A 25,430-nucleotide genomic window follows, 5' to 3' on the forward strand; every position below is an offset into this window, starting at 1 on the left:
CCTTGATCAAGTTCAATTATGCCAGAGCCACCCAGGCGAACTCCACGCGGGCCCTGCGCCCTCCGTCGGCCCATTCGGCGTGACGGCTCAAACGCCGGATCAGGCTCAGGCCACGCCCGCACAACCGCTGCTCCAACACCGGTCGGGCCAGCACTGTACCCACATCGAAGCCACTGCCGCTATCTTCGATCTCAATCACCAGACGCCCGCCACCCGCTACGGGTTCAACCTGAAGGTGCAAGCGTATGTAACCTTCCTGCAATGCCTGCAGGCGTCGGCTGCGCTCCTGATAATAGGCGGCAAACCCCTGGGCGTCGCGCTTGAGGGCCGAGTCGAGGGCCAGCACACCGTGCTCCAGTGCATTGGTGTAGAGCTCGTTGAGCACGCTGTGCAGCGCACCGCTCTGGGGGCGCAGGCCGTGTATTTCCTGCAGTACCTGCAACAGATAGGGCAAGGGGTTGAAGCGTTTGAGGGTCTGCGCGCGAAACTCGAACGACAGCGACCAGTCCAGTGGGCTGGACTGGCCGCTGTCCGAATAGACAAGCGGCGGCGGGGCCAGTGTCTGTGGCTCGACCACACTGATCTCGAGCATGCTGACATCGTCGCGGGACTGGCCGCGAAAGTCTTCGAGCGCCTGCAGCACATCCTCGAACAGGTGCTGCGGCGCACGGTTGCGCGCAAACACCTGGCGCAGGCGTTCCACCCCGAACAGCTGCTCATCCTGGTCGCAGGTATCCACCACCCCATCGGACAGCAGGAACAGACGATCCCCCAACGCCAGCGATACCACCTCGGGGTGCTCGTCGAAACGCTCCGGCGCCAGCACCCCCAAGGGCAAGTGCCGCGACACCAGCGCCTGGGGCTCGCCACCGGCCGCGGGCAGCAGGTAGCCGTCCGGCATGCCGCCGTTCCATACCTCGGCCAGGCGTCGTTCGAAACTCAGGCTGAGCATCATTGCGCAGCAGAACATGTCGACCGGCAGGATGCGCTTGAGCTTGGCGTTCATCTCGCGCAAGGTTTCGGCCAGGCCGTAGCCCTTGGCGGTCATGCCGTAGAACACCTCGGCCAACGGCATGGCGCCCACTGCAGCCGGCAGGCCATGGCCAGTGAAGTCGCCAAGCAGCACATGCATTTCACCGGTCGGCGTGAACGCCGCCAGCAGCAGGTCGCCGTTGAACAGCGCATAGGGAGATTGCAGGTAGCGGATGTTCGGCGCATTCAGGCACCCCGAATGCGTGACCTGATCGAACACCGCCTTGGCCACCCGCTGCTCGTTGAGCAGGTGACCGTGGTGGCGCGCCAGCTCGTCGCGCTGCTCCAGCACGGTCGCCTGCAGGCGACGCAGGCGATCCATCGCCTTGATCTTGGCGGCCAGGATCACCGGGCGATAAGGCTTGGGCAGAAAGTCGTCGCCACCAGCCTCCAGGCAACGCACCAGGGCCTGCTCCTCACTCAGCGAGGTAAGAAAGATGATCGGCACCAGCGCCTGGCCAGCCATCAGCTTGATCTGGCGAGCCGCCTCGAAGCCGTCCATCACCGGCATCAGCGCGTCGAGCAGCACCAGTTGCGGACGCAGCTCGGCAAACAGCGCCACTGCCTGCGCACCGTTCTCGGCCGTGATCACCGAATGCCCCTGCTCGCGCACGATGCGCGCCAGCAACAGGCGGTCGGTGGCGCCATCTTCGGCAATCAGCACGGTCAGCGACGACTGCTCGTTCACGAGGTCGCTCAAGTGATCTCGAACAGCTTGTCGAAATTGGAGATGGCGAGGATCTTGCGAACGTCGGAGCTGGCGTTGATCACCCGTATATACGCATCGTCGCCGCCGGCGTGGTCACGCAGCAGCAGGAGCATGCCCAGGGCGGAGCTGTCGAGATAGGTGGCGTCCTTCAAGTCGACGACCACGCCCTTGGAAGGTACTGGCTCGCGCTCGTAGCATTCACGAAACGCCTGGTGCTTGCCGAAATCGAACCGTCCCTTGACCCTGATCGTCAGGCTGTTCCCATCCGGCGATAGATCGTGCTCCACGGCCATATGCTCGACTCCTTCGATCATGGCGATTGCAGACACCACAGGTTTAGCAGCCCGCCCGCCCCTGGGCAACCTGCGCCGACCAATGCCGTGCTAGAAGCGATCGTGGCGCGGCAATCGCTGGGACAATTCGTCGAGCAGCTTCTGCTCGCGCTTGTCCTCGAGCATGCGGGCTTCATCGCGGTAGCGCTGTACCAGCTTGCGCAGGCCCTCGACCCGGGCGTAGGCCTGCTGCCAGGTGGCCCGTGCGTTGTTGAGGTTGGTCTGGTGCCACACCAGGCTCTGGTGTTGCTGGGCCACGGCGGTGTCCAGCTGGCTGAGAAAGCGCTGATAGCCCAGCAGCCAGCTGCCTGAAACGCCCTGGCCGCCCTTTTCCATCCACTGGTTCTGGTACTCGCTGCGAAACTGGTCCAGTTCCCGGAGCTTGGTTTCGGCCATGCTCACCTGCTGCTGGAAATGCCCGAGGCGCTGCACAGCCTTGCGCTCGGCCTCCTCGGCCATCTCCACCACCGGCACCAGGCGCGCGGCACGACTTGGCAGGGCCATCGGTTATCAGCCCGAAGCCGCTGGGGCGAACACCGCCGCCAGTTCATCGCGGCTCTGCTCATGGCTGACGTTTTCATTGAGCCCCTGGCGCAGGTACTGCACCAGCTTGGGTTGCAGGGAAATCGCCAGGTCCGTCTCGCGGTCGCCGCCAGCCACATAGGCACCCACGCTGATCAGGTCGCGGCTTTGCGACAGGCGCGACCAGAGCTGCTTGAACTGCTGGGCCTGGGTCATCTGCTCGGGGCTGACCACCTGCGGCATGACCCGGCTGATCGAAGCCTCGATATCGATGGCCGGGTAGTGCCCCTCTTCGGCCAGGCGCCGGGACAGCACGATATGGCCGTCGAGTACGCCCCGCGCGGAGTCGGCAATCGGGTCCTGCTGGTCGTCGCCTTCGGACAACACGGTGTAGAAGGCGGTGATCGAGCCACCACCGGCCTCGCCGTTGCCGGCGCGCTCCACCAGCTTGGGCAGCTTGGCGAACACGGAAGGCGGATAGCCCTTGGTGGCTGGCGGCTCGCCGATGGCCAGGGCGATTTCCCGCTGGGCCTGGGCGAAACGGGTCAGCGAATCCATCAGCAACAGCACGTTCTTGCCCTTGTCGCGAAAGTACTCGGCGATCCGCGTGCAGTACATGGCGGCGCGCAGGCGCATCAGCGGCGCATCATCGGCAGGGGATGCCACCACCACCGAACGCTTGATGCCCTCCTCGCCCAGGATGTGCTCGATGAACTCCTTGACCTCACGCCCCCGCTCACCGATCAGCCCCACCACGATGATGTCGGCCTCGGTGAAACGGGTCATCATGCCCAGCAGCACACTCTTGCCCACGCCGGTACCGGCGAACAGGCCAAGGCGCTGGCCACGGCCCACCGTCAGCAGGCCATTGATGCTGCGAATGCCCACGTCCAGCGGCTGGCTGATGGGGTCGCGGTTGAGTGGGTTGATGGTGGGGCCGTCCATCGGCACCCAGTCCTCGGCCTTCATCCCGCCCTTGCCATCCAGCGCCCGGCCGGCACCGTCCAGCACGCGACCGAGCATGCTCATGCCCATCGGCAGGCGGCCGCTTTCGGCCAGCGGCACCACCCGCGCACCGGGCGCGATGCCGGCAACGCTGCCCACCGGCATGAGAAACACCCGGTCACCGGCAAAGCCCATGACCTCGGCCTCGACCTGCACCGGATGGTAGCTGTCATCGTTGATCACCAGGCAGCGGCTGCCGACGGCAGCGCGCAGGCCCTCGGCCTCCAGGGTCAGGCCGACCATGCGCAACAACCGCCCTTCCACCACCGGCTGCGCCGGCAGGCTCACGGCCTCGGCATAGGTGCCCAGGCGCTTGCCGAAGCTGGTGCGGTCAAGGCGCATCGGGCGTGGCCTCGCGGGTGCCCGGGTCGCCAGCAAGGTCGACGTGCAAGTCTGGTGCGGCAGGGTGCAGGCCCTGGTCATGCAACTGGTCGAACAACTGGGTCATGGCCTTTTCGATGCGGGTCTCGACGGTGGCGTCGATACGGCTGTGCAACGTCTCGATGCGGCAACCACCGGGCAACAGTGCGTCGTCTTCGAGCAGGCGCCAGTTTTCCTCATGACGCTCGCGCAGGGCCTTGGCCAGCTCGAAGTCCTGCGGATTGACATGAATGCGGATGTTTTCGGCGCCCATCGGCAGCAGCTTGAGGGCCTCGCGCAGCACGTGGGTGATCTGGCTGGAGTCGGTGGCCAGCTCACGCCCGATCACCTCGCGGGTGATGCGGCTGACCATGTGCACCAGGGCCTTCTCGATCTGGTTGTCCTGCTCGGCGATCGGGTCGAGCAGGTGGCCCATCAGCTGCTCCAGGCTCGCCAGCTTGGCGCTCAGGGCCACTTCGGCCTCCTGGCGGACCTTGAGCTGGGTGCTGTGAAACCCTTCGCGCTCGCCGGTGGCAAAGCCTTCGTTGTAGGCTTCCTGGCGAATGCTTTCGAGCTCTTCGAGGGTCAGCGGCTGGACTTCTTCCAGCGGCACTTCTTCGACTTCCTCGACGATTTCCGGCTCGGGTTCGGGCTCGGGTTCCGGCTCCGGGTCGAAGCTGGGCAGCGCCCAGCGGTCGAAGCCCTCGACGTCGCGGGCGGGGATCAGTTCACTCAGGTGCTCGTTGGTCGACATGATTCCACGCGTTCAATTGGGTAGGCGCCGGGGTGGTCGGCGATGCGGCTGCCAGGCACCGGCGTGTACCGCGTTGAGGCATCCGCCGGCAAGGCCGGCTCCTGTGGAGGAGCCGGGGCCGGCGAACGGCTTTAGATCATTTCTTCGGCGCCCTTGCCGCCAAGCACGATCTCGCCGGCTTCGGCCATGCGCCGGGCAATGGTGAGGATCTCTTTCTGCGCCGTTTCCACGTCGCTGACCCGCACCGGGCCCTTGGCCTCGAGGTCGTCACGCAGCAGCTCGGAAGCCCGCTTGGACATGTTCTTGAAGATCTTGTCCTTGACCTTCTCGTCGGCGCCCTTGAGCGATACCACCAGCACGTCCGAGGACACTTCGCGCAACAGCGCCTGGATACCGCGGTCGTCGACATCGGCCAGGTTGTTGAAGACGAACATGAGGTCTTCGATCTGCTCGGACAGCTCGCCGTCGACGTCGCGAATCGCGTCCATCAGCTGGCCTTCGACCGAACTGTCGAGGAAGTTCATGATGTCGGCCGCGCGCTTGATACCGCCCAGTGTGGTACGCGCCGCGTTGGAGTTGCCCGAGAACTGCTTCTCCAGAATCTGGTTGAGCTCCTTGAGCGCCGCCGGCTGCACGGTGTTGAGCGAGGAGACGCGCAGGATGATGTCCAGGCGCACCTTGTGATCGAAGTTGCCCAGCACCTCACCAGCCTGGTCGGGGTCCAGGTAGGCCACCACGATGGCCTGGATCTGCGGGTGCTCGTAGCGGATCACGTCGGCCACGGCACGCGGCTCCATCCACTTCAGGCTGTCCAGGCCGCTGGTGTTGCCACCCAGCAGGATGCGGTCGATCAGGCCGTTGGCCTTGTCCTCGCCCAGGGCCTGGGTGAGCATCTTGCGGATGTAGCCGTCAGAGCCGACACCCAGGCTGGTCTGGTCGCCGACGATCTCGACGAACTCGCTCATCACCTGCTCGACCTGTTCGCGATGGACGTTGCCCATCTGCGCCATGGCCACGCCGACCCGCTGCACTTCCTTGGGGCCCATGTGGCGCAACACCTGCGCCGCATCGGTTTCACCCAGCGACAGCAGCAGGATGGCCGCCTTGTCGACACGGGTCAGTTTGGCGGTAAGGGCTCGATTATCACTCATCGGCGTTGATCCACTCTTTCACGACCTGGGCCACACGACCCGGGTCTTCGGCCACCAGGCTCTTGATTGCGTTCAGCTGAGCGTCGTAACCCTCGCTCGGGCTAGGCAACAGAATGCTTTGCGGACCACCCAGGCTGACGCGGTCGTTGGCCAGATCGCCATCCAGACCGAGCATGCCGCCCAGTTCCATGTCGCCATCGGCACCGGCGCCCTGCTTGCCGTTGCCGGTGATGTTGTTGAGCACCGGGCGCAGCACGCCGAACACCAGCACCAGGATGAACAGCACGCCCATGACCTGCTTGATGATGTCCCAGAACCACGGTTGCTGGTAGAACGGAATCTCGGTGAACACTTCGCCACGGTCGGCGGCGAATGGCACGTTGATCACGCTGACGCTGTCACCGCGGCTGGCATCGAAGCCGACGGCGTCCTGCACCAGGCGCGTGAAGCGCGCCAGGTCTTCGGCCCCCCATGGGGCGCGTGTCGACTCGCCAGTGGCCGGGTCGAGCTTGACCTGGTCGTCGACCACCACCGCGACCGACAGGCGGCTCAGGCGCCCCTGCTGCTGGCGGGTGTGGCTGATGGAACGGTCCAGTTCGAAGTTCTTGGTCGACTGCTGACGCTTGTCGGCCGGGTACGGTGCGAGCATCGGCTGGCCGGTGGCCGGGTCCATGATCTGCTGGCCGTTGGCGTCCAGCAGCGGCTGGCCTGGTTGCACCATGCCCGCTGCAGCCTGTGCCTGACCGGTCTGCTGTGGCGCAGTGGCCGGGCCGGGTGGCTGGTTGCTCAGGGCACCAGGCACGCCCTGCGGGCCCATACTGCTGGAGCGTTGTTCGTTCACCGACTGCTCGCTGCGCAAGGCAGGCTGGTCGGGGTTGAACTGTTCGGAGGTGGACTCGACCGCACTGAAGTCGACGTCGGCGGAGACTTCGGCCTTGTAGCGGTCGTTGCCCAGCACCGGCAACAGAATGTTGTGCACGCGCTGGGTGAGCATGCCTTCCATGCGGCGGCTGTAGTCGAACTGCTTGCCGGCCATGGTCAGCTCGGAGTTCTCGCCCTGGTCGGACAGCAGGTTGCCCTTCTGGTCGACCACGGTCACCTGGGACTTGTTCAGTTCCGGAACGCTGGACGCCACCAGGTTGACGATGGCCGCCACCTGGCCGGGCTCGAGGCCACGCCCCGAATACAGCTCGACCAGTACCGAGGCACTGGGCTTGCGCTCGTCGCGCACGAACACCGAGCTTTTCGGGATGGCCAGGTGCACGCGGGCACCCTTGACGTTGTTCAGGCTGGAGATGGTACGCGCCAGTTCACCTTCCAGTCCGCGACGATAACGGGTGGCCTCCATGAACTGGCTGGTGCCCAGCCCCTGCTCCTTGTCGAGCAGTTCGAAGCCGACGTTGCCGTCGCCTGGCGCCACGCCGGCCGCGGCAAGTTTCAGTCGCGCACGGGAGAGGTCTTCGGACTTGACCAGCAGCGCCCCGGAGCTGGGCTCGACGTTGTAGGCGATGTCGGCAGCGGACAGGGTGTCCATGACCTGCTTGGTGTCCATGCCGGCAAGGCTTGGGTACAGCGGGCGGTAATCGGGCTGCTGCGACCACAGCACCACGGCAAAGCCGATCGCCACGCTCGCCGCCAACCCGACCAGCAGGCCGACCTGACGCAGCATGGGCATCTCTGCGATGTTTTCCAGAAAGGACATGCCGAACAGCGGCGGCTTGGGCGCCGGGCTGCCTTTGGCGGGCACGTTATCAACGACTGCTTCGGCCATGACTCAATCTCGCCCTTATACCGGCATCTGCATGATGTCTTGATACGCCTGCACCAGCTTGTTGCGCACCTGGGTCAAGGCCTGGAACGACACGCTGGCCTTCTGCGAGGCGATCATCACGTCGGTAAGGTCGACGCCGCTCTTGCCGATCTCGAAGGCGTTGGCCAACTGGGTGGACGCCTGCTGGGTATCGCTGACCTTGTTGATGGCCTGGCCAAGCATGTCGGCAAAACCGCTCGAGCCAAGCTCTGGCGCAGGGGCAGCCTTCGACATCGACATGGCGTCCGCCTGCATGGCCCGCATGTCCAACATCAATCGATTAAATTCAACACCTTGGCTCATTGACTCTTCTCTCCGACGACCCGCATTTTTTTGACACTACGCAGCGGACAGGCAGAACTTAGCAACAAGAGTGCCAGCTCTACCCCCAGGACCAACAAAAACGACCGGTTACGGCGTCACACGCCGCTGGCGTAGAGACTCGCCTCCACATCCAGGCCGGCATCACGCATCTGTGCCAGCTTGTAGCGCAAGGTGCGCGGGCTGATGCCCAGACGCTCGGCAGCCTCCTTGCGGCGCCCGCGCTCGGCGCGCAGGGTATCGATGATCATCTGGAACTCGTGGCGGCGCAGATCATCCCCCAGCCCGGCTGGCTCGGACGGCTCGGCCAGCACCGGCACCGGCTCTACGGGCGATGCCGCCAGCAGCGGCAGCACCCCGGCCAGGCAGAAGTCCGCCGCCTCGATCACCCCGCCCTGCTGCAGGATCAGCGCCCGCTGGATGGCGTTGTCCAGCTCGCGCACGTTGCCCGGCCACGGATAGCCTTGCAGGCAGGCCTGGGCCTGGGCCGACAGGCGCACGGGGGCATGCTTCATTTTATTGACGTGTCGCGCCAGCAGACGCTCGGCCAGCGGCAGAATGTCGGCGCTGCGCTCGCGCAGCGGTCGCCAGGCCAGCGGGAACACCGACAGGCGATAGAACAGGTCTTCGCGAAACCGCCCCGCCGCCACTTCGCCGGCAAGGTCGCGGTTGGTGGTGGCGACCACGCGGATGTCCAGCGCGATCGGCTTGCGCCCGCCTACCCGCTCGACCTCGCGCTCCTGCAGCACCCGCAGCAGCTTGGCCTGCAGCCCCAGCGGCATTTCGGAAATCTCGTCGAGCAGCAGCGTGCCACCGTCGGCCTGCTCGAACTTGCCTGGCTGGGCGGCTATCGCCCCGGTGAACGAGCCCTTTTCATGTCCGAACAACGTGGCTTCGAGCATGTTGTCGGGGATGGCGGCGCAGTTGATGGCCACGAATGGCTGGTCGGCACGCAGGGACTGCTGGTGAATGTAGCGCGCCAGCACCTCCTTGCCGGTGCCCGATTCGCCGGAAATCAGCACGGTGGAATCACTGCGCGCCACCCGCGCGGCCAGTTCGAGCAACTGCGCACTGGCAGGCTCGCGCGCCACCGGACCGTCGGCGTCCGCGCCGCTGGCAACGCCCAGGGCATGACGGGCCACCAGGTCGAGCAAAGCTCGCGGCTCGAAGGGCTTGACCAGATAGTCCGCAGCGCCCTGGCGCATCGCATCCACTGCACGCTCAACGGCGGCGTGCGCGGTCATCAGCAACACCGGCAACTGCGGCTGGCGGGCCCGCAACGCGGCCAGCAACTGGTGGCCGTCCATGCCCGGCATGTTGACGTCGCTGACCACCAGGCTGAAGGGCTGACTGGCCGCCACTTCCAGCGCTTCTTCGGCCGAGCCCACCGCGTGATAGGCAAAACCGCCCAGCTCCAGGGTATCGGCCAGGGCCTGGCGCAGTACGCGGTCATCCTCGACCAGCAGAACCTTGATCGCCCTCATGCCGTTGCCTCCAGCGGTGCGCCGATCAGCGGCAGGGTCACCAGCGCGCAGGTACCGCGCCCGGGGCGCGAGCGTAGCTGCACGGTGCCCTGGTGTGCACGGGCAACCGCCATCACCACCGCCAGGCCAAGCCCGGTGCCAGTGGCCTTGGTGGTCAGGAACGGCTCGCCCAGGCGCGCCAGCAATGCACTGTCGATGCCCGGCCCGGCATCGCTGATGCACAGGCGCAGGCTTTGCCCGCGACGATACAGGTGTACCTTGAGCCGAGCAGCGCCGGGCGCGGCCTGCAGGGCGTTTTCAATGAGATTGAGCAGCGCCCCCACCAGGGTGTCGCGGTTGCACAGCAATTCGCCCAGGTGGCTGTCGCACTGCCAGCGCACAGCATGCCCCTGTACATGTACCTGCGCGGCCTGCTGCAGCGCCTGGAACAACGCCTTGGGGGTCACGCGGTCGGTCAGCGGCAGTTCGCCGCGGGCGAACACCAGCATGTCGCGTACCTGGTGCTCGAGTTCGTGCAGACGCTCCTTGAGGCTGCCGGCAAAACGCTGACGGGTGTCCAGCGGCAGGTCCTGCTCGGCCAGGTGACTGGCATACAGCAAGGCGGCCGACAGTGGCGTGCGGATCTGATGCGCCAGCGAGGCCACCATCCGCCCCAGGGTCGACAGGCGCTCGTGCCGCGCCAGCTGGCTTTGCAGGTGGCGGGTTTCGGTGAGATCGGTCAACAGCACCAGCTGGCCCGGCTCGGCATCCAGCGAGCGGGTAGCGATCGACAGGCGGCGACCATCGCGCAGCGACACTTCGTGGCCGTCGTCCTCGCGCGGCGCAAAGCTGCGGGCGATCACCTGACGCCACAGCTCGCCCACCAGCGGCTGACCCAGCAGTTCGACGGCGGCCGGGTTGGCCTCGCGCACGCGGCCCTGGCCGTCGATCACGATCACCCCGCCGGGCAACAGCGACAGCAGGTTCTGCAGGCGGTTGGCCAGTCGCTCCTTCTCCGCCAGCTCCGCCATGCGCTGCGCACTGACCACGGCCAACTCCCCCTTGAGCTCGGTGACACGGGCCTCGAGCAGGTTGTAGGACTGGCTCAGTTGGGTCGACACCTGGTCGAACAGGGCAAACGCCTGCTCGAGCCCCTGACGACTCTGCTGTTCGGCGGCGTCAGAACGCCTGGGCTCGGCGGCGGGGATGTGGGCGGCGTGGGGCATGGGTTGCTCTCTCGCATGGCTCACCGTCATAAAACGGTATGTTGCCAGCGGTATAGCAATAGACGTGCCGGATACTTTGACGGGGGGGTGCCAGCAGCAGCGGCGCGCCGCCCAAAGCCAGCAAGGGCAGGCTTTACAGCCCTGTGGAAAATAGGGGTATTGCGTTCGGCAGGCCCCGGTCGGGGCCTGCCAGCAGGAAGCAGGCGTCAATCCTCCGCCTGTTCGTCTCCATCGCGACGGCTCATGCCGTACTTGCGCATTTTTTCCACCAGCGTGGTGCGGCGGATGCGCAGGCGCTCTGCGGCACGCGCCACGATACCGTTGGCATCGTCCAGCGCCTGCTGGATCAGGCCCTGCTCGAGGCTGCCCAGGTAGTCCTTGAGGTCGAGACCTTCGGGCGGCAACATCGCATGGTTGCTGAAATTGGGCGTATGGCCGTTGATTGCCACGCGCTCTTCCAGGTCCGAGCGCAGGCTGTCGACCAGTTGCTCGTCCTCATCATCGACGTAGCGGAACTTCTTCGGCAGCTCGGACACGCCGATCACGCCATACGGGTGCATGATCGCCATGCGCTCCACCAGGTTCGCCAGCTCGCGCACGTTGCCCGGCCAGCCATGGCGGCACAGCGACATGATCGCGGCGGAATTGAAGCGGATCGACCCCCGCTTCTCGTGCTCCATGCGCGAGATCAACTCGTTCATCAGCAGCGGAATGTCTTCGACCCGCTCACGCAGCGGGGCCATCTCGATCGGGAACACATTGAGGCGGTAGTACAGGTCTTCGCGAAAGCTACCCACCTCGATCATGCTCTCGAGGTTCTTGTGAGTGGCGGCGATGATGCGCACATCGATGCTCTGGGTCTTGTTGCTACCCACACGCTCGAAGGTGCGCTCCTGCAGCACGCGCAGCAGCTTGACCTGCATCGGCAGCGGCATGTCGCCGATTTCGTCGAGGAACAGGGTGCCGCCATTGGCCAGCTCGAAACGCCCGGCACGGCTGGTGATGGCGCCGGTGAACGCCCCCTTCTCGTGACCGAACAGTTCGCTTTCGAGCAGCTCGGCCGGGATCGCGCCGCAGTTGACCGGCACGAACGGCGCTTCACGGCGCTTGGAATGGTAGTGCAGGTTGCGCGCGACCACTTCCTTGCCCGTACCCGACTCGCCGAGGATCAGCACGCTGGCGTCGGTGTCGGCCACCTGCTGCATCATCTGGCGCACATGCTGGATGGCGCGGCTGGTACCGACCAGGCTACGGAACAGGTTGGGCTCACGCTGACGACCGCGCTCGCGGGCCTGGTCGTACATCTCGCGATAGACCTGGGCACGGTGCAGCGAATCAAGCAGCTTGCTGTAGCTGGGCGGCATCTCCAGGTTGGAAAGCACCCGGCGGCGCAGGTCCTCGGGCAACTCGGCAGAAGATATTTCACCCAACAGCAATACCGGAAGGAACTCATCCCAGGCAGCCACGGTCTTAAGCAAGCCCAAAAGGCTTGCCGGAGCGTTCACGGTGCCGACCAGGACACAGAGTACTTCACGGCTGGATGACAACGACTGAACGACCTGCTGCCAATCGTGGCTGGAGCAGGAAAGATTTTCTTCGCCAAGAAAATTCAGCACCACCGCCAGGTCGCGGCGGCGAGCGTCATCGTCATCGATCAGGAGAATTTTGGTTTCACGCCACATGCAATCGAAACTTCCCTAGTCAACTCGACACCCAATGTGGGCATGCTCGACATCCATTCCGACTGGAGCGGTCAGTGATCGGACGTCTGAAATTAGAAAACAGCCACTAGTTAAGTCAAAAAATCGTACACAGTCAAATTTATGGCGCACTGCATTTTCGAACCGTCCAGCGTCAGCTGAACAGATGGTATACCTTTGCGGCGTTTTTCGCTTGGCGGATCTGCGTCATCTCGTCGACTATTGTTTGACGTTCACCACTTGCAACATCAATTAGTTGGCGGTAGACGTCGAGCAATTCCTCAAGACTGGTGCGCAGAACCTGTTCGTTGGTCGATGCCTCGGCCAGTACGTCCTCGACGCAAACACGGCAGCTCAGGTCCAGTTCGGTGATCGTTTCCCAGTCGCGGCTGGCCAATGCCCCGAGCAGGGCTTCGCGGGTTTGTTCGATACGTTCGAGCACGGCACTCATGGCGTTCTCCTAGACGTCGGCGACCTGATCGCCGATCGCGTCCCAACCTTCCTTGACGGTAATCAGCAGGCGTGCGACTTCATTGAGGATCTCCGGGTCGTTCTGCACGTTGGCCTCGACCAGGCGCCTGCTCATGTAGGCGTACAGCCCATCGATGTCGGCCAGTGCCTCGGCCTGGTTTTCGAGGTCGAGCCCTTCGCGCAGACCGCCGATGATCCCGATGGCCTTGCCGATCAGGATGCCCTTCTGGGCCAGGTCATTGCGCGCGATTGCACCTTTGGCCTGCGCGATGCGATCCAGCCCGCCCTGCATGAGCATCTGCACGAGACGGTGCGGGCTGGCCTCGGAGGTCTGCGCCACGCCGTTGACTTTCTGATACTGCCGAAGGGCCAACATAGGGTTCATGTTCTACCTCGTAACAAACGAAAAGGTTCATATACCGCCTGTATCGCCTGCGGGTCAAAAAACTTTAACCCCGAAAACGAAAAGCCCGGAGCACCCGAAGGGGTGCTGCCGGGCTTTTTTGCGGCCCCTGCTATCAGGAGTTCTTCTGCTGCGCTTCGATCGAGGCGAACATCGAGGCAATGTTCTTGCGCTGCGCCTCGAGCTTGCCGACCAGGGTATCCATGGCCACGTAGCGTTTGGTCAGCGACTCGGTCAGCGACGCAATGCGCCGATCCAGGGCCTCCTGCTGGTTCTCGAGGTCTTTCTGCAGCCTGTCCAGGCCGTTCTTGCGCGAGTCGAGAATGCCACCGGTCTGCAGGTACGGTTCGATCGCCTTGTTCATGTGCGCGAACACGCCATTTTTACCGGTGAAGAGCTCCTGCACGTCGGCACCGAGCTTCTTGTCCTTCATCGCCGCGTCGTACTTGACGGAGTTGAACTCGAGGGTACCGTCCTTCTGGGTGTTGATGCCCAGCTGGCTGAGGGTGGTCAGGCGGGTACCGTCCGACTCGGTCGCCAATTGGCTGCGCAGGTCGCTCAGCAGCGAACGGGTGGTCGGGTCGTTGGTCAACGGGCCCAGCACGGTGTTGCCATCGGCATCCTTGCTCACGGAGGTCAGGTTGGTGACCGCCTTGATCAGGGTGTTATAGGCATCGACATAGGCCTGCACCGATTTTTTCAGCCCATCGGTGTTCTCACCCACCGTAACCTGTACAGCCTTGCTGGCGTCGGGGCCGGTTGCCTGAAGCAGGTCCAGGCTGATGCCACTGATGGCACCGGTGACGGTATTGCTCTTGCTCGTGACCGGCAGGCCGTCGACGTACAGTTTTGCGTCCTTGGCCGGCTCACCGATGTAGCCGGCACCGTCACCATCCATCTTCTCGCCCGGCGCGATCTTGAGCGCGTCGATGGTGCCGTCGACGGAAATGTCCGTACCCTCACCGGTCTTGGTCGAACTGAACACCAGGCGCGAACCGTCTGCACCATTGACCAGGTTGGCAGTGATGCCTTTCTCGGACAGCGACGAGTTGATGGTGTCGCGCACGGACTGCAAGGTTGCACCAGGGCCGACCTTGACGGTGTGGGTGACACCGTCCTGGGTAATCAGCAGGTCGCCTTCGGGAATCGGCGTGGTGGCGCCGGTGTCGAAGTTCTGGCTGGCCACCTTGGACGAGGTGGCCAGGTTGTCGACACGGATCGTGTAGGTACCAGGCACCGCGGTATTGTTAGAGGTTGCCTTGATCGCGGCGTCGTTGCTGGACGTTGCCGCATAGGCATTGAACGACGGCGCGAGGGGATCATTGAGCTTCTTCATCGCCGCCTGATAGACAGACAGCGCGCTCTTGAGCGATGCGACACCAGAAAGCATGGCCGAGTTGTTGGCAGTCTGGCGTTTGATCTGGTTGGCTTTCGGATCGGTTTCAGACGCCACCAGCGTGCTGACGATCTTGTTGATATCGACCCCAGAACCCAGACCGGTGCCCGGTAAAATTGAACTCGCCATTGCTATTCCCTCTTGGTTGCGCGCCGCCCCTAGCCGATCAAGGCTAGCGAACGTGCTGCTCGGACGCCAGCATCAGACCTTGGCGTTGAACAGCAGGCTGTTAACATCGCTCAGACTGTGGGCAATTCTCAACGCCTCTTCCGAAGGAAGTTGGCGGATCAGCTCACCGGTTTCACTGGCGATGACTTTAACTACAATTCGGCCGGATTCTTCATCCGTGGAAAATTCGAGATTGCGACGCGACGAGGCGAGAAACTTCTCGATGTCCTTGAGCGCGTTCTTGACCTTCTCAGCTTCGGTCAGGCCGCTGTCGGCGCTTTCCTTCGCTGGCTTGATGGATTCGACAGCCTCCACGGGCTTGACCGCAGGGCGCTCGGTGGGCTGCTCCACAGGCTTTGCAGCCTGGTAGGACAGGTTCAGCTTGACGCTCATATCCATGCCAACCACCTCTCAATGCAAAAGGCGGGGGAGCGCCACAGGTGCACTCCCCCGCCGATAACCATCAGGCGATTACTGAAGCAGTTTCAGTACGGCGGATGGCAGCTGGTTGGCCTGGGCCAGAACCGAAGTCGAAGCTTGTTGCAGAGTCTGCTGCTTGGTCAGCTGAGCGGTCTCGGCAGCGAAGTCGGTATCTTGTACACGACCACGGGCAGCGTCGGCGTTTTCGTTGATGTTCTGCAGGTTGTTGATGGTGCTGGTCAGACGGTTCTGAACGGCACCCAGTGCAGCACGGCCTTCACCGATGGTCTTGACCGCAGCATCGATCGCGTCCATTGCAGCCGAGAAGTTGGTCTCGGCAGTGGCGCTGTCGCTACCGGCGATGGTGATGGCGTTGGTGATACCCAGGTCGCTGGCCAGGTACTTGCCGGTCAGGTCGATGCTGATCTGGTTGATGCCACCGGTTTCCGAACCGACCTGGAAGGTCATGGTGCTGGCGGAACCGTCCAGCAGGTTCTTGCCGTTCAGCTGGGTGGACTGAGCGATACGGGTCAGCTCGTCACGCATCTGAGCGAACTCGGAGTTCAGCGAGTCACGGTTGTCCGAATCGTTCGAGTCGTTTCGCGATTGCAGAGCCAGTTCACGCATACGCTGCAGGATGTTGACCTGCTCTTGCATCGCGCCTTCAGCGGTCTGGGCGATCGAGATACCGTCGTTGGCGTTTTTGATTGCCATGGTCTGACCGCGGATCTGCGAGGTCATACGGGTAGCGATCTGCAGGCCAGCGGCGTCGTCTTTGGCGCTGTTGATTTTCAGGCCGGAAGACAGGCGAGTCATCGAGGTGCTCAGGGCGTCGGAAGCGCGGTTCAGGTTTTTCTGAACGTTCAGCGACGTGACGTTGGTGTTTACGGTTAATGCCATGACGAATTCCTCGTTTGTGGGTATTGCGGCTTCCGGCCCTGGCAAGCGCCGGGTGTGGCCTAGAGAACCTTCGTAATAGTTATCGTCGTCTGTGCAGGTTGCTTTAGGGGTTTTTTGAAAATTTTTACTGGCACCCTGCCACTCCAATGAAATCAAGGGTTTGACGCCAGCTTTATGGCCCCTGCGGCACAGCCTTGGTTGTGGCATACCGCCAAGGCAAAAAAAAGCGCCACCTTCAAGGCAGCGCTTCTGTAGACGGGAGGTCGGTTCAGTCCCGACGCTCGATGATTGCCGAGCCCCACGACAGGCCCACGCCAAAACCGCTCAAGGCCACACGCCTGTGCTGGGTGCCCAGTACGTGCTTTTCCAGCAGCAACGGGATGCTCGAGGACACCGTGTTGCCGGTCTCGACCATGTCCTTGACGAATTTCTCGATGGTTTCGGGCTTGTCTTCCTCGAAGCGGCGCGCCACGGCATCGACGATTGCCGCACTGCCCTGGTGAATGCAGAACAGGTCGATGTCGTTGGCCCCCAGGTTGCTCGCCTCGAGCAACTGACGCAGGTGCGCAGGCACCTTGAGCAACGCGAAGTTGAACACCTGGCGACCGTTCATGAAGAACACCCCGTCATTCACCTTCAGGTGCTCTGCGCCGCCACCGTCGGTGCCAAAGCTCGATTTGCCCAGTTGCCAGGCCGCGTCCTCGCCCATCCAGGTGACCGTGGCAGCATCACCGAACAGCATGGTGGTGTTGCGATCTTCCGGATCGACGATCTTGGAATAGGGATCGGCGGTGATCAGCAGGCCGTTCTTCAGTCCCGCCGCCTCCATGAAGCCCTTGATGGCATAAAGGCCGTAGACGTAACCGGAACAGCCCAGGGAAATGTCGAAGGCTGCCACATGGGTGGGCAAGCCAAGCTTGTGCTGGACGATCGCGGCAGTGTGCGGCAACCCTTCGGCGTCGCCGTTCTGGGTGACCACGATGAGCACATCGATCGACTCCGGGGACAACGAAGGATTGGCAGCGAACAGGACCTTGGCGGCCTCTACACACAAGTCCGAGGTCTCCTGACCTGCCTCCTTGCGCGGCAGAAAGGTCGAACCGATCTTGCCCAGAATGAAGTCCTGATCCTTGCCGAATTTCGCACCCTGGGCGTAATTGTTCAGACCCTCGACAGGTACGTAACTCGCGATACTTTTGATGCCAATCATTGTGGCTTCCCGATAGATATGCGGATTTTCACGGGCCTCACTCCCCTGCAGGCAAGGGATCTCACGCAGCGCCGCTCCAGGCCACCTGCACCGCCCGCTGATTCATTAGCTTAGAGATGCACGTTTCGACTGCCAAGTCACGGCATTGTACGCGAACCAGGGCGATGCTTGTGCACAGCACTTCACGGTCACGTGAGGACGGCCAGGTCGGGAAGGCCCGACCGCCCTGCAAAACCACTCAGCCCGCCAGCCAGGCCGCGCGCCACAGCGCCAGGCGCTCGCCCTCGAGCAGCCAGTCGCGCCGCACCCTGGCCTGCAGCACCTCGCCCAGGCTGGCGGAAGCCTGCGGGTCGCCCAGGTGCAGGCGGATCGCGGCCAGCCAGTCGGCCGTGGTGTTGGCCACGCGGGTCAGCGGCAGCACATCGACACCGGCAAAGCCCGGCACATTGCTGCAGATGATCGGGTAGCCACAGGCGGCGTACTCCAGCAACCCCGGGTTGCCCGAGCAGGCATTGAGCAGGCTCTGGGCCATGGGCGCCAGCGCCAGGTCCAGGTTGAGCGCGGCCAGCGCTGCGGCCTGCCGTTCGGGGGCGACGGCGGCGTGTACCTCCTTCATGTAGGGGCGCAGGGCCTCGGGGCAGTCGCCCAGCGCCACCCACTCCACCTCCGCGGCCAGCGTCCTGACCACATCGACCAGCAGGTCGGCATCCACCGCCCCGGCCCAGCCGACACGGGGCTTGCTGCCCATGCCACGCTTGCCCTGGAGATTGCGCCACCATCGGCCCGGCAAGCTGGCCTCCAGCACACGAATATCGTCGTGCTGGCCTGCCAGCACCTCGGCCAGCGCGGGCGCAGGCACGATGATGCGATCGGCGAGGATCACCGCGCTCTGCAAGCGCTGGCTGATTTCGTCGGCGCCAAACCCGGCATGCGCGCCCTGCAAGCGCATCTGCGGCAGATAGCCGTCCACGTCGAGCACCTTGAACGCCCGCGAGAACGCCCGCAGGCGCCGCATGGCCAGCAGTTGCGCGTCATCGAGCGGGCGCTGCAGCAGCACGGTGTCCGGTGCGTAGCGCTCCAGCTCCACGGCAGACAGCAGGTGCGGCGTGACCAGCCCGTCCACCCACCCCGCCTCGCGCAGCGCCTTGAACGGCTCGACGATGCGCTGCTGGCCGGCGCCCTGCAGGTCGGCCGGGTGAGCCAGCAACATGGGCAGCGGGTGCCAGCTTTTCAGCGGGTTCCACACCAGCGAGTTGCTCGCCCGGACAAAGCCACCCGGCACCTGCAACGACAGGTTGGCGTTGTATGCCGGATCGCGGGCCAGGCGTGGCAGCCAACGGGCCAGCAGAGCGTCCTCCTGCTCCGTGGTCGCCGCGTCGCGCTCGCAAGCGTCCATCAGCAATTGCACATGGGGCGTCCAGACGTTCAGGTAACCGGCCTCCTGCAGCTTCAGGCACAGGTCGACATCCACCCAGCGGGCCAGCAGCGGATCTTCGGCAAAGCCGCCGGCCTCGAGGAACAGCGCCCGGCGCAGCATCAGGCATTCGCCACTGAGCGCCGAACAGTCCTGATCGACCTGCAGCCGCCCCATGTAACCGGCCTGCTGATGATCGACCCCGTCGAATGCCGAGCCCACCAGGCCGGTGAGCCCCAGCACCAGGCCGGCATGCCGGACCTTACCGTCGGCCGCCAGCAGCTTGGCCCCCACCGCGCCCACCTCGGGCCGCTGGGCGTGATTGAGCAATTGCTGCAGCCAGTCGCGCGCGAGGATCCCCGCACGCGCATCCAGCCACAGCAGGAAATCGCCACGGGCCTGCTGCGCCGCGTGATTGCACATGGCAACCCGCGACTGGCCGGCAGCATAGTGCAGAACCTGAATCTGCTCACCGCCGATCTGCTCGACCATCGCCAGCCATTCACGGGCAGCCTCGTCCAGGGCAGACGGCGCCAGCAACAGCACTTCGAAGCCGCCAGCCAGCGCCGTGTTCTCCAGCAAGGTTTCGATGCAGCGCTGGAAGTGGCCGACGCTGCCTTCCAGGGCGATCAGGATACTCACCGAGGCGGCCTGGGCATGCCCGTAATCAAGACGATAACGGCCCGGCAACGACGCCAGCACCGCGACCTGCCCCTGTGTATAACCGCGGGCCTGCAGGTGGCGTTCCAGCACCGCGCGCTCGTGGGCGCAATCACGCAACGGCAGGGCCTCGCCGATCAGCAACGGCTCGGCGACATGCCCCACGCAGCCCAGGCCTTGCTGTTCGACCAGGCGCAGCTGGTACTCCAGCTCGAAGGCCCGAGCGCAGTCGAGGGCGAAGCCGCCCCGTTGCAACAAGGCCTGGCGCTGGTACAACCAGTGCCGCGACAGGCTCGCCGGGAAACTCAGCAGCAGGTCGAGGTTGAAATCCGGTCGCAGTGCGATGTCGGTGCTGCCATTGGTCGCGCGCATCGCTTCATCCGCCATGTACGCTAGGCAACCGGCCTCGGCACCGACAAGCTCGAGTGCCGCGATCAGCAGGCCCGAGGCCGTGAATTCGACGCCCGCCTCCACGATCAGGAACCAGTCGCACCGGCTGTGCTGCAGCGCAGTATTGATGGCTTCAGCTTGCCGCTCCCGGGCACAGGGCACATGCCGTACCTGCGGGTCGGCCAACGACTGGTTGCCAAGCACGCTGACCTCAAGGTGCGGGTACAGGCAGCGCTGCGTACCCAGGCTGGCCAGGGTGGCGGCCAGGCGCTGGCGATCATCACCGTCATCCAGCACAAGCACACCGATGACCGGCATCGGCTGGCTGTCGAGGCGCTCGTTGATCAGGCACAGCTGCTGGGCATCCGGGTGGCGCTCGCGCAACCAGGGCAGCACGCCCAGGTTCAGGTCCGCCGCTTCGAGCGCGGCCGCGGCCTGGGTCTTGGCAATGAACGTATCCAGCTGCTGCCAGAACGGCAGCGTTGCCAGCACGTAGCGCTGCAATGCCCCCTCCACCCCTGCCCTGGCGGTGGCCAGCGCGTCCGGCTGGTCAAGCAGGGCAAAGCCGGCGCTGCCAAGGAAGCCGGTTTCGAGAAACGCCTGGTCGACACCACTACCGGGCATGAAGATCACCGGGCAGCCACACAGCACGGCGATCACGCAGGTCATCGACCATTCGTAGCTGTACATCACCTCGGCCGAGCGCAGCACCTGGGCCAGTTCATGAAGCGGCAGCGCATTGGCGATGCGCAGCAGCTGGATACCCTCGGGCAACAGCGAGTAGTCGATCTGCTCCAGGGGATGACGGTTGTGATACAGGTAGCAACCCCTGCGTGGCGTGCCCGCCGGCGGCGCCTTGAACAGGTCGATGTCGAGCACCGGCAGGCCCAGCAGGTCGGGGTTGGCGTGGCCGCGTTTTTCAGCCAGCGCCGGGCCGTAGTAGAACAGCAGGTCGGTGGGCGCGGCCTCCATCGACTTGCCGTTGATCAGCCCTTCGAAGTTAAGCAAAAAGCGCGAAACCACCCTGCGCCCCAGCGGGTTGCCGACCACCACCTCCGGATACACGGCGATGGCCACCTTGCCCTGTTGCTGATGCCGCTGCTCGGTGGCGGCGTCGAGCAGCGGCGTCTTCAGGTTGGGGTTGACCACCTTGGGCCCGCACAGGTACGCCTCGCGCCCGTTCAGGTTGAGCACGTGACACAGGTAGTGCAGCGACACGATGCCCGAGGAGGTGTCCCGGTAGTCGGGCGCCATGATGTAGTAAGGGTGTTCGGGCTTGGCGAACATCAGGGTGTGTCGAAACAACGCCTGCTCAAGGACCTGCGCGTCGACCTGCGAGGCATGCGACATGGTGAAACTCCAATCTCTGATTAGGGGCGTGCTGCTGTCAGCGCGAGGCGCTCGAAGGCTTGTCCTGGAAAAAGCGCGCGATGCACGCACACACATGCGCCACCTGGCGGCTACGCATGTCGGAAAACAACGGCAGGCGCAACAGGCGCTGCGAGACATCCGTGGTGATCGGCAACTGGCCGCTGCTGCGCGCATAACGCAGGCCGGCTGGCGAGTCATGCAATGGCACATAGTGGAACACCGCATTCACCCCATGCTCGCGCAGAAACGCGATCAACGCCGTGCGCTCTTCGACACTGCGCACCAGCAGGTAGAAGATGTGCGCGTTGGCCGGCTTGTCGTCCAGGGTACGTGGCAGCTGAAACAGACCATCGGCGGCCAGTGGTCGCAGCAGGCTGAAATACTTCTCGTACAGGGTCCGACGGTGCTTGTTGATGCGCTCGCCATGCTCGAGCTGCGCGTACAAAAATGCGGCCGTCAGCTCGCTGGGCAGGAACGACGAGCCGACATCCACCCAGGTGTACTTGCTCACTTCGCCGCGGCTGAAGGCCTTGCGGTTGGTGCCCTTCTGCCAGATGATCTCGGCCCGCTCGACCAGCCGCGGATCGTTGATCAGCAGGGCACCGCCCTCGCCGCTGATGACGTTCTTGGTTTCGTGAAAGCTCAGGCAGCCCAGGTGCCCGATGGTGCCCAGGGCGCGCTTGCGGTCGCGGGCCAGGATCGCCTGGGCGGCATCCTCGATCAGGAACAGGCCATGCTTTTCGCAGATCTGCGCCAAGACATCCATGTCGCACGGCTGCCCGGCGTAGTGCACTGCCACCACGGCCTTGGTCTTGTCGGTGATGGCCGCCTCGACCAGGCGCTCGTCCAGGTTCAGGGTGTCGTCGCGAATGTCCACGAACACCGGTACCGCACCGCGCAGAACGAAGGCATTGGCCGTGGAGACAAAGGTGAAGGACGGCATGATGACTTCGTCGCCCGGCCCGACGTCGGCCAGGATCGCGGCCATTTCCAGCGCAGCGGTGCACGAATGGGTCAGCAGCGCCTTTTCACAGCCCAGGTTGTTTTCCAGCCAGCCCTGACACAGCGTGGTGAATTCGCCGTCCCCCGCAATGGAGCCGTTCATGACCGCCTGGGCAATGTAGAACAGCTCTTTGCCAACCACGAACGGCTTGTTGAAAGGGATAACCTGTTTGCTCACGGTAACGCCTCCATCGCACGGCCCTGGGGCCGGTACGATCTGTGTAGGTTTTTCAGGCGATCACAACGGCGCACCTGCGGCTTGAAAAGCCCGCCCGCCCTGCGATGGCTGTCAATAAACTGCCGTACCCCGGCATGATCCTGACGCGGCGCTCATGCCTGAGCGGGTCGGGCACAAAAAAGCCGGGTACGAAACCCGGCTTTTGCAAAACCCGCGCCATCAGCCCAGGTCGGCGAGCCACTCCAGCACCGGCGAACCACCGGCAGCGACCGAGCGCGACACATCGACACCAAACCGGCCGTCGATGATCACCCGGCTGCTGAACGCAGCCGGCCAACGGCCTTCCAGCGCCTGGCAGGCCTGGGCATCCGGCATCGGCACCTGGTCGCTGAGCAACTGCGCCTGTGGCGCCCAGATCACCAGCAGGCCGGCATCGGCTGCCTTCAGGCACAGCTCGATGTCGGCACCGCCCTCGGCAGACAGGCCATCGCACTGCTCGAACAGTGCCTTGCGTACCATCAGGCAGTCAGCCGACACCGCCGCACAACTGCGGACCACGCCCGACCACAGCGACGCCTTGCTGTCGCGCGTCGACACCCCCAGCCAGGGCGACTGCACCTGGGCGCCGGCAAGCAGTTCGTAACCGGCATGGCTGATGGCGGCTTCGCGGTCCACCAGACGCGCACCTACCACGCCCACTTCAGGGCGCTGGGCCTGGTTGAGCAGGGCTTCGATCCAGGCCGGCGTCACCACCTGGCAACGGCTGGAGAGCAGCACCAGGTACTCGCCACTGGCGTTGACGGCAGCCAGGTTGATGAGCTGCGAGGCTGACTGCACGTGTTCGCCGGCCAGCAGCTTGACCCGCCCGCCAAACCCTTGCAGCGCAGCGACCGTGAGGTCTGCCAGGGTGTCGCGGCAGGCCACCAGCACTTCGTAGCGCGGGTAGCGGGTACGTTGCAGCACACTGACCACGCAGGCCTTGAGTTGCTCGAGGTCATCGTCGGCCGCGATCAGGATGCTCACCAGTGGCGTGGACTGATGGCGGAAGTCGATCTGCAACTGCCCCTCGCCTGCGTCATTGACCTGGCCACGGTAGCCCAGCGCCGCCAGGTGACGGTTGAGCGTGGACAGCGCGTCCTGGGCCATGCCCTCACGCCCGCCCCGACCGATCACCAGGTACTCGTCCATGTGTGCCAGGCAGTTCAGGCCGTTGTGCTCGACCAGACGCAGCAGCAGGTCGAACTCCACCGCCTGCGGGTAGGTTTCGCTGTAGCCGCCCAGCTCGACCACTGCCTCGCGACGTACCAGCCAGTGCTGCGACATCAGGTCGGGACGGCTGCGCAGCAGGTCCAGGTTGCCACCCTGGCGCACCACGCTGACCAGACGCCCGTCGGAGTCGCGCTGCACTTCGTTGGCGCAGATGGCCAGGCAGCCCGGGGCTGACGCCAGCTCCACCTGCAGGCGCAGCAAGCCGCCCACGGTCAGCAGGTCGCCGGCCTGCAGCAGCAACAGCCATTCACTTGGTACCTGACGCGCCACCTGGTTCAGGTGGGAGACGAAATTGCCCGGCGTCACTTGGATGAAATGCAGGGTATCGCGGGGCGTGGTCACCACCGGCGGCTTGCCGGCCTTGAGCACGACCAGCTTGAAGTCGCGCAGGCCACTGGCCAACAGGCTGTCGAAGGTGTTCTGCAGTGCGCCGTTGTCGTCTTCCAGGTCGACAACCACGAAGGCGATCTGCGCAGCACGCTGCTTGCTCAGGTGGGCGACGATGCGCTGCTGGGTGGCGGCGTCCGGCGTGGCAGCGGCAATCGACTCCTGCACCAGGCCCGAGGCGGTGGCCCTGAGCCACGCGGCCGGGTCGATGCCCGGCAGACCATCCAGGCGTTCCAGCCATGCCTGCAGCTCGCGGGCATCGGCCTGGACGTCCTCATCCACCAGGGTCGCAAGCAGACGGCGGCAAACCTCGGGGGTGAACACCCCCAGGTCCAACGCTTGCCAGTAGCGTGCCCTCAGGGTATCGACGGTGTCGTTGGGGTGCTCGCGCAACAGCTCGAACTGGCTCACCCAGGTACCCTCGACCGCCTGCCGATGGGCCTGTCCCACAGGCCAGGCGTGCAACAGGAACTCCAGACCGGTCAGTACCTCGAACAACGGCGCATTGTAGTAAGGCAGCTCGACAAACTGGCGCGGCTCGAACCTGCGCTCGGGCGCTGCATTCATGCCGCTCCAGGTGGAGGTGAACAGCAGATCGGTAGCAACACCACCCTGGGTGGCGCCAACGAACCGGTCGATGACGGTGAAGCCCTCATCGTCGGCGCATAGCCGAAGGTGGTCGGCGTCCCACTGGCGCAGCACGCGCACCGCACGCACTCGCTGCTCTTCGCGTTCGACCTGGCTCAGCCGGCTTTCGGCGTACTGCACCAGCGCATCGGTCTGGTCCAGCCGCTTGAGCGCGCCCTGGCCGAGCATCGAGTACGACACCACCACCAGCCAGGTATCGAAATCGAGCCCGGCGGGCAAGGTCGCCAGCACAGCCTGCAGCGTCGGTCCTCGCACGAGCGCACGCCAGGCCGACTGTCCGCTGGCGGCATACTGCTCGATGGCAACACGTGCGTTTTCGCCAACGGTGGCATCAAGTGCATCGCCGATCTTGTGGTAGGCCACCTGCTTGCTGCCGGGGGCGTGGCCCAGCACGTAGCCCTGGGCCAACTGGCACTGCGGGTGCGCATGAAGATGCTCTGCCGCAGCCTCCAGGGCCTGAACACGGACAAAGTCGGTATCCAGCGCCAGGCTCACGAACGGCGTTGCAAGCTGCGAAAGCAGCGCCTGCAGCCCCTGGGTGCAGGCATCGCCAGTCAGGTTCGACGAGGCGTGCTCGACCACTGCACAGGCGAGACCCTGCGTCTTGTAGTAATGCAGTGCGCGCTCGCGATAGCCCTGCTCTTCATGCCCCAGCAGCACGACCGTAACGTCTTTGCCCAACCCGGTTGCGTTGTCAGTCATAAAGCACCTACCTCTGTTGTTGGATGCCCGGCCAGGCGACTTGCCGGCCGGTGGAG

The 25,430-nt window shown here is 64.4% G+C and carries 21 protein-coding genes; 1 reads left to right on the forward strand and 20 read right to left on the reverse strand.

Annotation, left to right across the window (positions count from 1 at the left end; genetic code table 11):
- Positions 1 to 16: 16 nt before the first annotated feature.
- The 11 genes from MF6396_RS10805 to fleQ all read right to left on the reverse strand — a co-directional run bounded on the left by MF6396_RS10805 (position 17) and on the right by fleQ (position 12,343).
- On the reverse strand, positions 17 to 1,732 hold the full coding sequence (locus MF6396_RS10805) for a fused response regulator/phosphatase (protein WP_043861810.1): 1,716 nt from the start codon (positions 1,730 to 1,732) through the stop codon (positions 17 to 19).
- Positions 1,729 to 2,034 (reverse strand): STAS domain-containing protein, encoded by a 306-nt coding sequence (locus MF6396_RS10810; RefSeq protein ID WP_043861809.1) that lies wholly within the window; start codon positions 2,032 to 2,034, stop codon positions 1,729 to 1,731. Before MF6396_RS10810 ends, MF6396_RS10805 begins: the two co-directional genes overlap by 4 nt.
- A 90-nt stretch (positions 2,035 to 2,124) precedes the next feature.
- Positions 2,125 to 2,577, reverse strand: coding sequence for a flagellar export protein FliJ (gene fliJ / locus MF6396_RS10815; RefSeq protein ID WP_043861808.1), 453 nt, complete (start codon positions 2,575 to 2,577; stop codon positions 2,125 to 2,127).
- A gap of 6 nt (positions 2,578 to 2,583) precedes the next feature.
- Positions 2,584 to 3,942 (reverse strand): flagellar protein export ATPase FliI, encoded by a 1,359-nt coding sequence (gene fliI / locus MF6396_RS10820; protein WP_043861807.1) that lies wholly within the window; start codon positions 3,940 to 3,942, stop codon positions 2,584 to 2,586.
- Positions 3,932 to 4,714, reverse strand: coding sequence for a flagellar assembly protein FliH (gene fliH, locus MF6396_RS10825; protein WP_058542054.1), 783 nt, complete (start codon positions 4,712 to 4,714; stop codon positions 3,932 to 3,934). Before fliH ends, fliI begins: the two co-directional genes overlap by 11 nt.
- Before the next feature lie 131 nt (positions 4,715 to 4,845).
- Complete coding sequence (fliG, locus tag MF6396_RS10830) at positions 4,846 to 5,865, reverse strand: flagellar motor switch protein FliG (protein WP_043861805.1); 1,020 nt, start codon at positions 5,863 to 5,865, stop codon at positions 4,846 to 4,848.
- Positions 5,858 to 7,636: a flagellar basal-body MS-ring/collar protein FliF gene (fliF, locus tag MF6396_RS10835; RefSeq protein WP_043861804.1), complete on the reverse strand. Its 1,779-nt coding sequence runs from the start codon at positions 7,634 to 7,636 to the stop codon at positions 5,858 to 5,860. The genes fliG and fliF overlap by 8 nt, the downstream gene beginning before the upstream one ends.
- Before the next feature lie 15 nt (positions 7,637 to 7,651).
- Positions 7,652 to 7,978: a flagellar hook-basal body complex protein FliE gene (gene fliE, locus MF6396_RS10840; protein WP_043861803.1), complete on the reverse strand. Its 327-nt coding sequence runs from the start codon at positions 7,976 to 7,978 to the stop codon at positions 7,652 to 7,654.
- Between the two features lie 116 nt (positions 7,979 to 8,094).
- Positions 8,095 to 9,480 (reverse strand): sigma-54-dependent transcriptional regulator, encoded by a 1,386-nt coding sequence (locus MF6396_RS10845; protein WP_054915634.1) that lies wholly within the window; start codon positions 9,478 to 9,480, stop codon positions 8,095 to 8,097.
- Positions 9,477 to 10,685: a sensor histidine kinase gene (locus tag MF6396_RS10850; RefSeq protein WP_054915635.1), complete on the reverse strand. Its 1,209-nt coding sequence runs from the start codon at positions 10,683 to 10,685 to the stop codon at positions 9,477 to 9,479. Before MF6396_RS10850 ends, MF6396_RS10845 begins: the two co-directional genes overlap by 4 nt.
- Positions 10,686 to 10,891: 206 nt before the next feature.
- On the reverse strand, positions 10,892 to 12,343 hold the full coding sequence (gene fleQ, locus MF6396_RS10855; protein ID WP_229590457.1) for a transcriptional regulator FleQ: 1,452 nt from the start codon (positions 12,341 to 12,343) through the stop codon (positions 10,892 to 10,894).
- Here fleQ and MF6396_RS29010 point away from each other — a divergent pair.
- Positions 12,257 to 12,445: a hypothetical protein gene (locus MF6396_RS29010; protein ID WP_229590459.1), complete on the forward strand. Its 189-nt coding sequence runs from the start codon at positions 12,257 to 12,259 to the stop codon at positions 12,443 to 12,445. The genes fleQ and MF6396_RS29010 overlap by 87 nt on opposite strands.
- 94 nt (positions 12,446 to 12,539) lie before the next feature.
- Here MF6396_RS29010 and MF6396_RS10860 read toward each other — a convergent pair whose 3' ends face one another.
- The 9 genes from MF6396_RS10860 to MF6396_RS10900 form a co-directional block, all read right to left on the reverse strand.
- Entirely contained in the window at positions 12,540 to 12,836 is a 297-nt protein-coding gene (locus MF6396_RS10860; RefSeq protein ID WP_043861799.1) for a flagellar assembly protein FliT, read from the reverse strand.
- Between the two features lie 9 nt (positions 12,837 to 12,845).
- Positions 12,846 to 13,241 (reverse strand): flagellar export chaperone FliS, encoded by a 396-nt coding sequence (gene fliS / locus MF6396_RS10865; RefSeq protein WP_043861798.1) that lies wholly within the window; start codon positions 13,239 to 13,241, stop codon positions 12,846 to 12,848.
- A 133-nt stretch (positions 13,242 to 13,374) separates the two neighbouring features.
- On the reverse strand, positions 13,375 to 14,784 hold the full coding sequence (gene fliD / locus MF6396_RS10870; RefSeq protein ID WP_078480281.1) for a flagellar filament capping protein FliD: 1,410 nt from the start codon (positions 14,782 to 14,784) through the stop codon (positions 13,375 to 13,377).
- 72 nt (positions 14,785 to 14,856) lie between these two features.
- Entirely contained in the window at positions 14,857 to 15,222 is a 366-nt protein-coding gene (locus tag MF6396_RS10875) for a flagellar protein FlaG (protein ID WP_043861796.1), read from the reverse strand.
- Positions 15,223 to 15,294: 72 nt separating this feature from the next.
- Positions 15,295 to 16,143: a flagellin domain-containing protein gene (locus tag MF6396_RS10880; RefSeq protein ID WP_054915638.1), complete on the reverse strand. Its 849-nt coding sequence runs from the start codon at positions 16,141 to 16,143 to the stop codon at positions 15,295 to 15,297.
- A gap of 268 nt (positions 16,144 to 16,411) precedes the next feature.
- Positions 16,412 to 17,353: a ketoacyl-ACP synthase III gene (locus MF6396_RS10885; protein ID WP_054915639.1), complete on the reverse strand. Its 942-nt coding sequence runs from the start codon at positions 17,351 to 17,353 to the stop codon at positions 16,412 to 16,414.
- A gap of 238 nt (positions 17,354 to 17,591) precedes the next feature.
- Positions 17,592 to 21,167, reverse strand: coding sequence for a glycosyltransferase (locus tag MF6396_RS10890; RefSeq protein ID WP_078480282.1), 3,576 nt, complete (start codon positions 21,165 to 21,167; stop codon positions 17,592 to 17,594).
- A 37-nt stretch (positions 21,168 to 21,204) separates the two neighbouring features.
- The gene (rffA, locus tag MF6396_RS10895; protein WP_078480283.1) at positions 21,205 to 22,368 is read right to left on the reverse strand and encodes a dTDP-4-amino-4,6-dideoxygalactose transaminase; all 1,164 of its coding nucleotides are present in this window, start codon (positions 22,366 to 22,368) and stop codon (positions 21,205 to 21,207) included.
- A gap of 219 nt (positions 22,369 to 22,587) precedes the next feature.
- A complete protein-coding gene (locus tag MF6396_RS10900) occupies positions 22,588 to 25,374 on the reverse strand; it encodes a glycosyltransferase (RefSeq protein ID WP_078480284.1) in 2,787 nt (928 codons plus the stop codon).
- Between the last annotated feature and the right edge of the window lie 56 nt (positions 25,375 to 25,430).

Origin of the sequence: Pseudomonas sp. MF6396 (genome assembly GCF_002018915.1) — a bacterium.
Taxonomy (GTDB): Bacteria; Pseudomonadota; Gammaproteobacteria; order Pseudomonadales; family Pseudomonadaceae; genus Aquipseudomonas; species Aquipseudomonas palmensis.

Bases quoted from the DNA above. Each gene is read 5' to 3' on its own strand.
- fliS (WP_043861798.1), bottom strand. From the start codon at position 13,241: ATGAACCCTATGTTGGCCCTTCGGCAGTATCAGAAAGTCAACGGCGTG.
- MF6396_RS10885 (WP_054915639.1), bottom strand. From the start codon at position 17,353: ATGATTGGCATCAAAAGTATCGCGAGTTACGTACCTGTCGAGGGTCTG.
- fliF (WP_043861804.1), bottom strand. From the start codon at position 7,636: ATGGCCGAAGCAGTCGTTGATAACGTGCCCGCCAAAGGCAGCCCGGCG.
- MF6396_RS10850 (WP_054915635.1), bottom strand. From the start codon at position 10,685: ATGCCCCACGCCGCCCACATCCCCGCCGCCGAGCCCAGGCGTTCTGAC.
- fliE (WP_043861803.1), bottom strand. From the start codon at position 7,978: ATGAGCCAAGGTGTTGAATTTAATCGATTGATGTTGGACATGCGGGCC.
- fliD (WP_078480281.1), bottom strand. From the start codon at position 14,784: ATGGCGAGTTCAATTTTACCGGGCACCGGTCTGGGTTCTGGGGTCGAT.
- fliJ (WP_043861808.1), bottom strand. From the start codon at position 2,577: ATGGCCCTGCCAAGTCGTGCCGCGCGCCTGGTGCCGGTGGTGGAGATG.
- MF6396_RS10890 (WP_078480282.1), bottom strand. From the start codon at position 21,167: ATGTCGCATGCCTCGCAGGTCGACGCGCAGGTCCTTGAGCAGGCGTTG.
- MF6396_RS10900 (WP_078480284.1), bottom strand. From the start codon at position 25,374: ATGACTGACAACGCAACCGGGTTGGGCAAAGACGTTACGGTCGTGCTG.
- fliG (WP_043861805.1), bottom strand. From the start codon at position 5,865: ATGAGTGATAATCGAGCCCTTACCGCCAAACTGACCCGTGTCGACAAG.
- fliH (WP_058542054.1), bottom strand. From the start codon at position 4,714: ATGTCGACCAACGAGCACCTGAGTGAACTGATCCCCGCCCGCGACGTC.
- MF6396_RS10880 (WP_054915638.1), bottom strand. From the start codon at position 16,143: ATGGCATTAACCGTAAACACCAACGTCACGTCGCTGAACGTTCAGAAA.
- fliI (WP_043861807.1), bottom strand. From the start codon at position 3,942: ATGCGCCTTGACCGCACCAGCTTCGGCAAGCGCCTGGGCACCTATGCC.
- MF6396_RS10875 (WP_043861796.1), bottom strand. From the start codon at position 15,222: ATGGATATGAGCGTCAAGCTGAACCTGTCCTACCAGGCTGCAAAGCCT.
- MF6396_RS10860 (WP_043861799.1), bottom strand. From the start codon at position 12,836: ATGAGTGCCGTGCTCGAACGTATCGAACAAACCCGCGAAGCCCTGCTC.
- MF6396_RS10810 (WP_043861809.1), bottom strand. From the start codon at position 2,034: ATGGCCGTGGAGCACGATCTATCGCCGGATGGGAACAGCCTGACGATC.
- MF6396_RS10845 (WP_054915634.1), bottom strand. From the start codon at position 9,480: ATGAGGGCGATCAAGGTTCTGCTGGTCGAGGATGACCGCGTACTGCGC.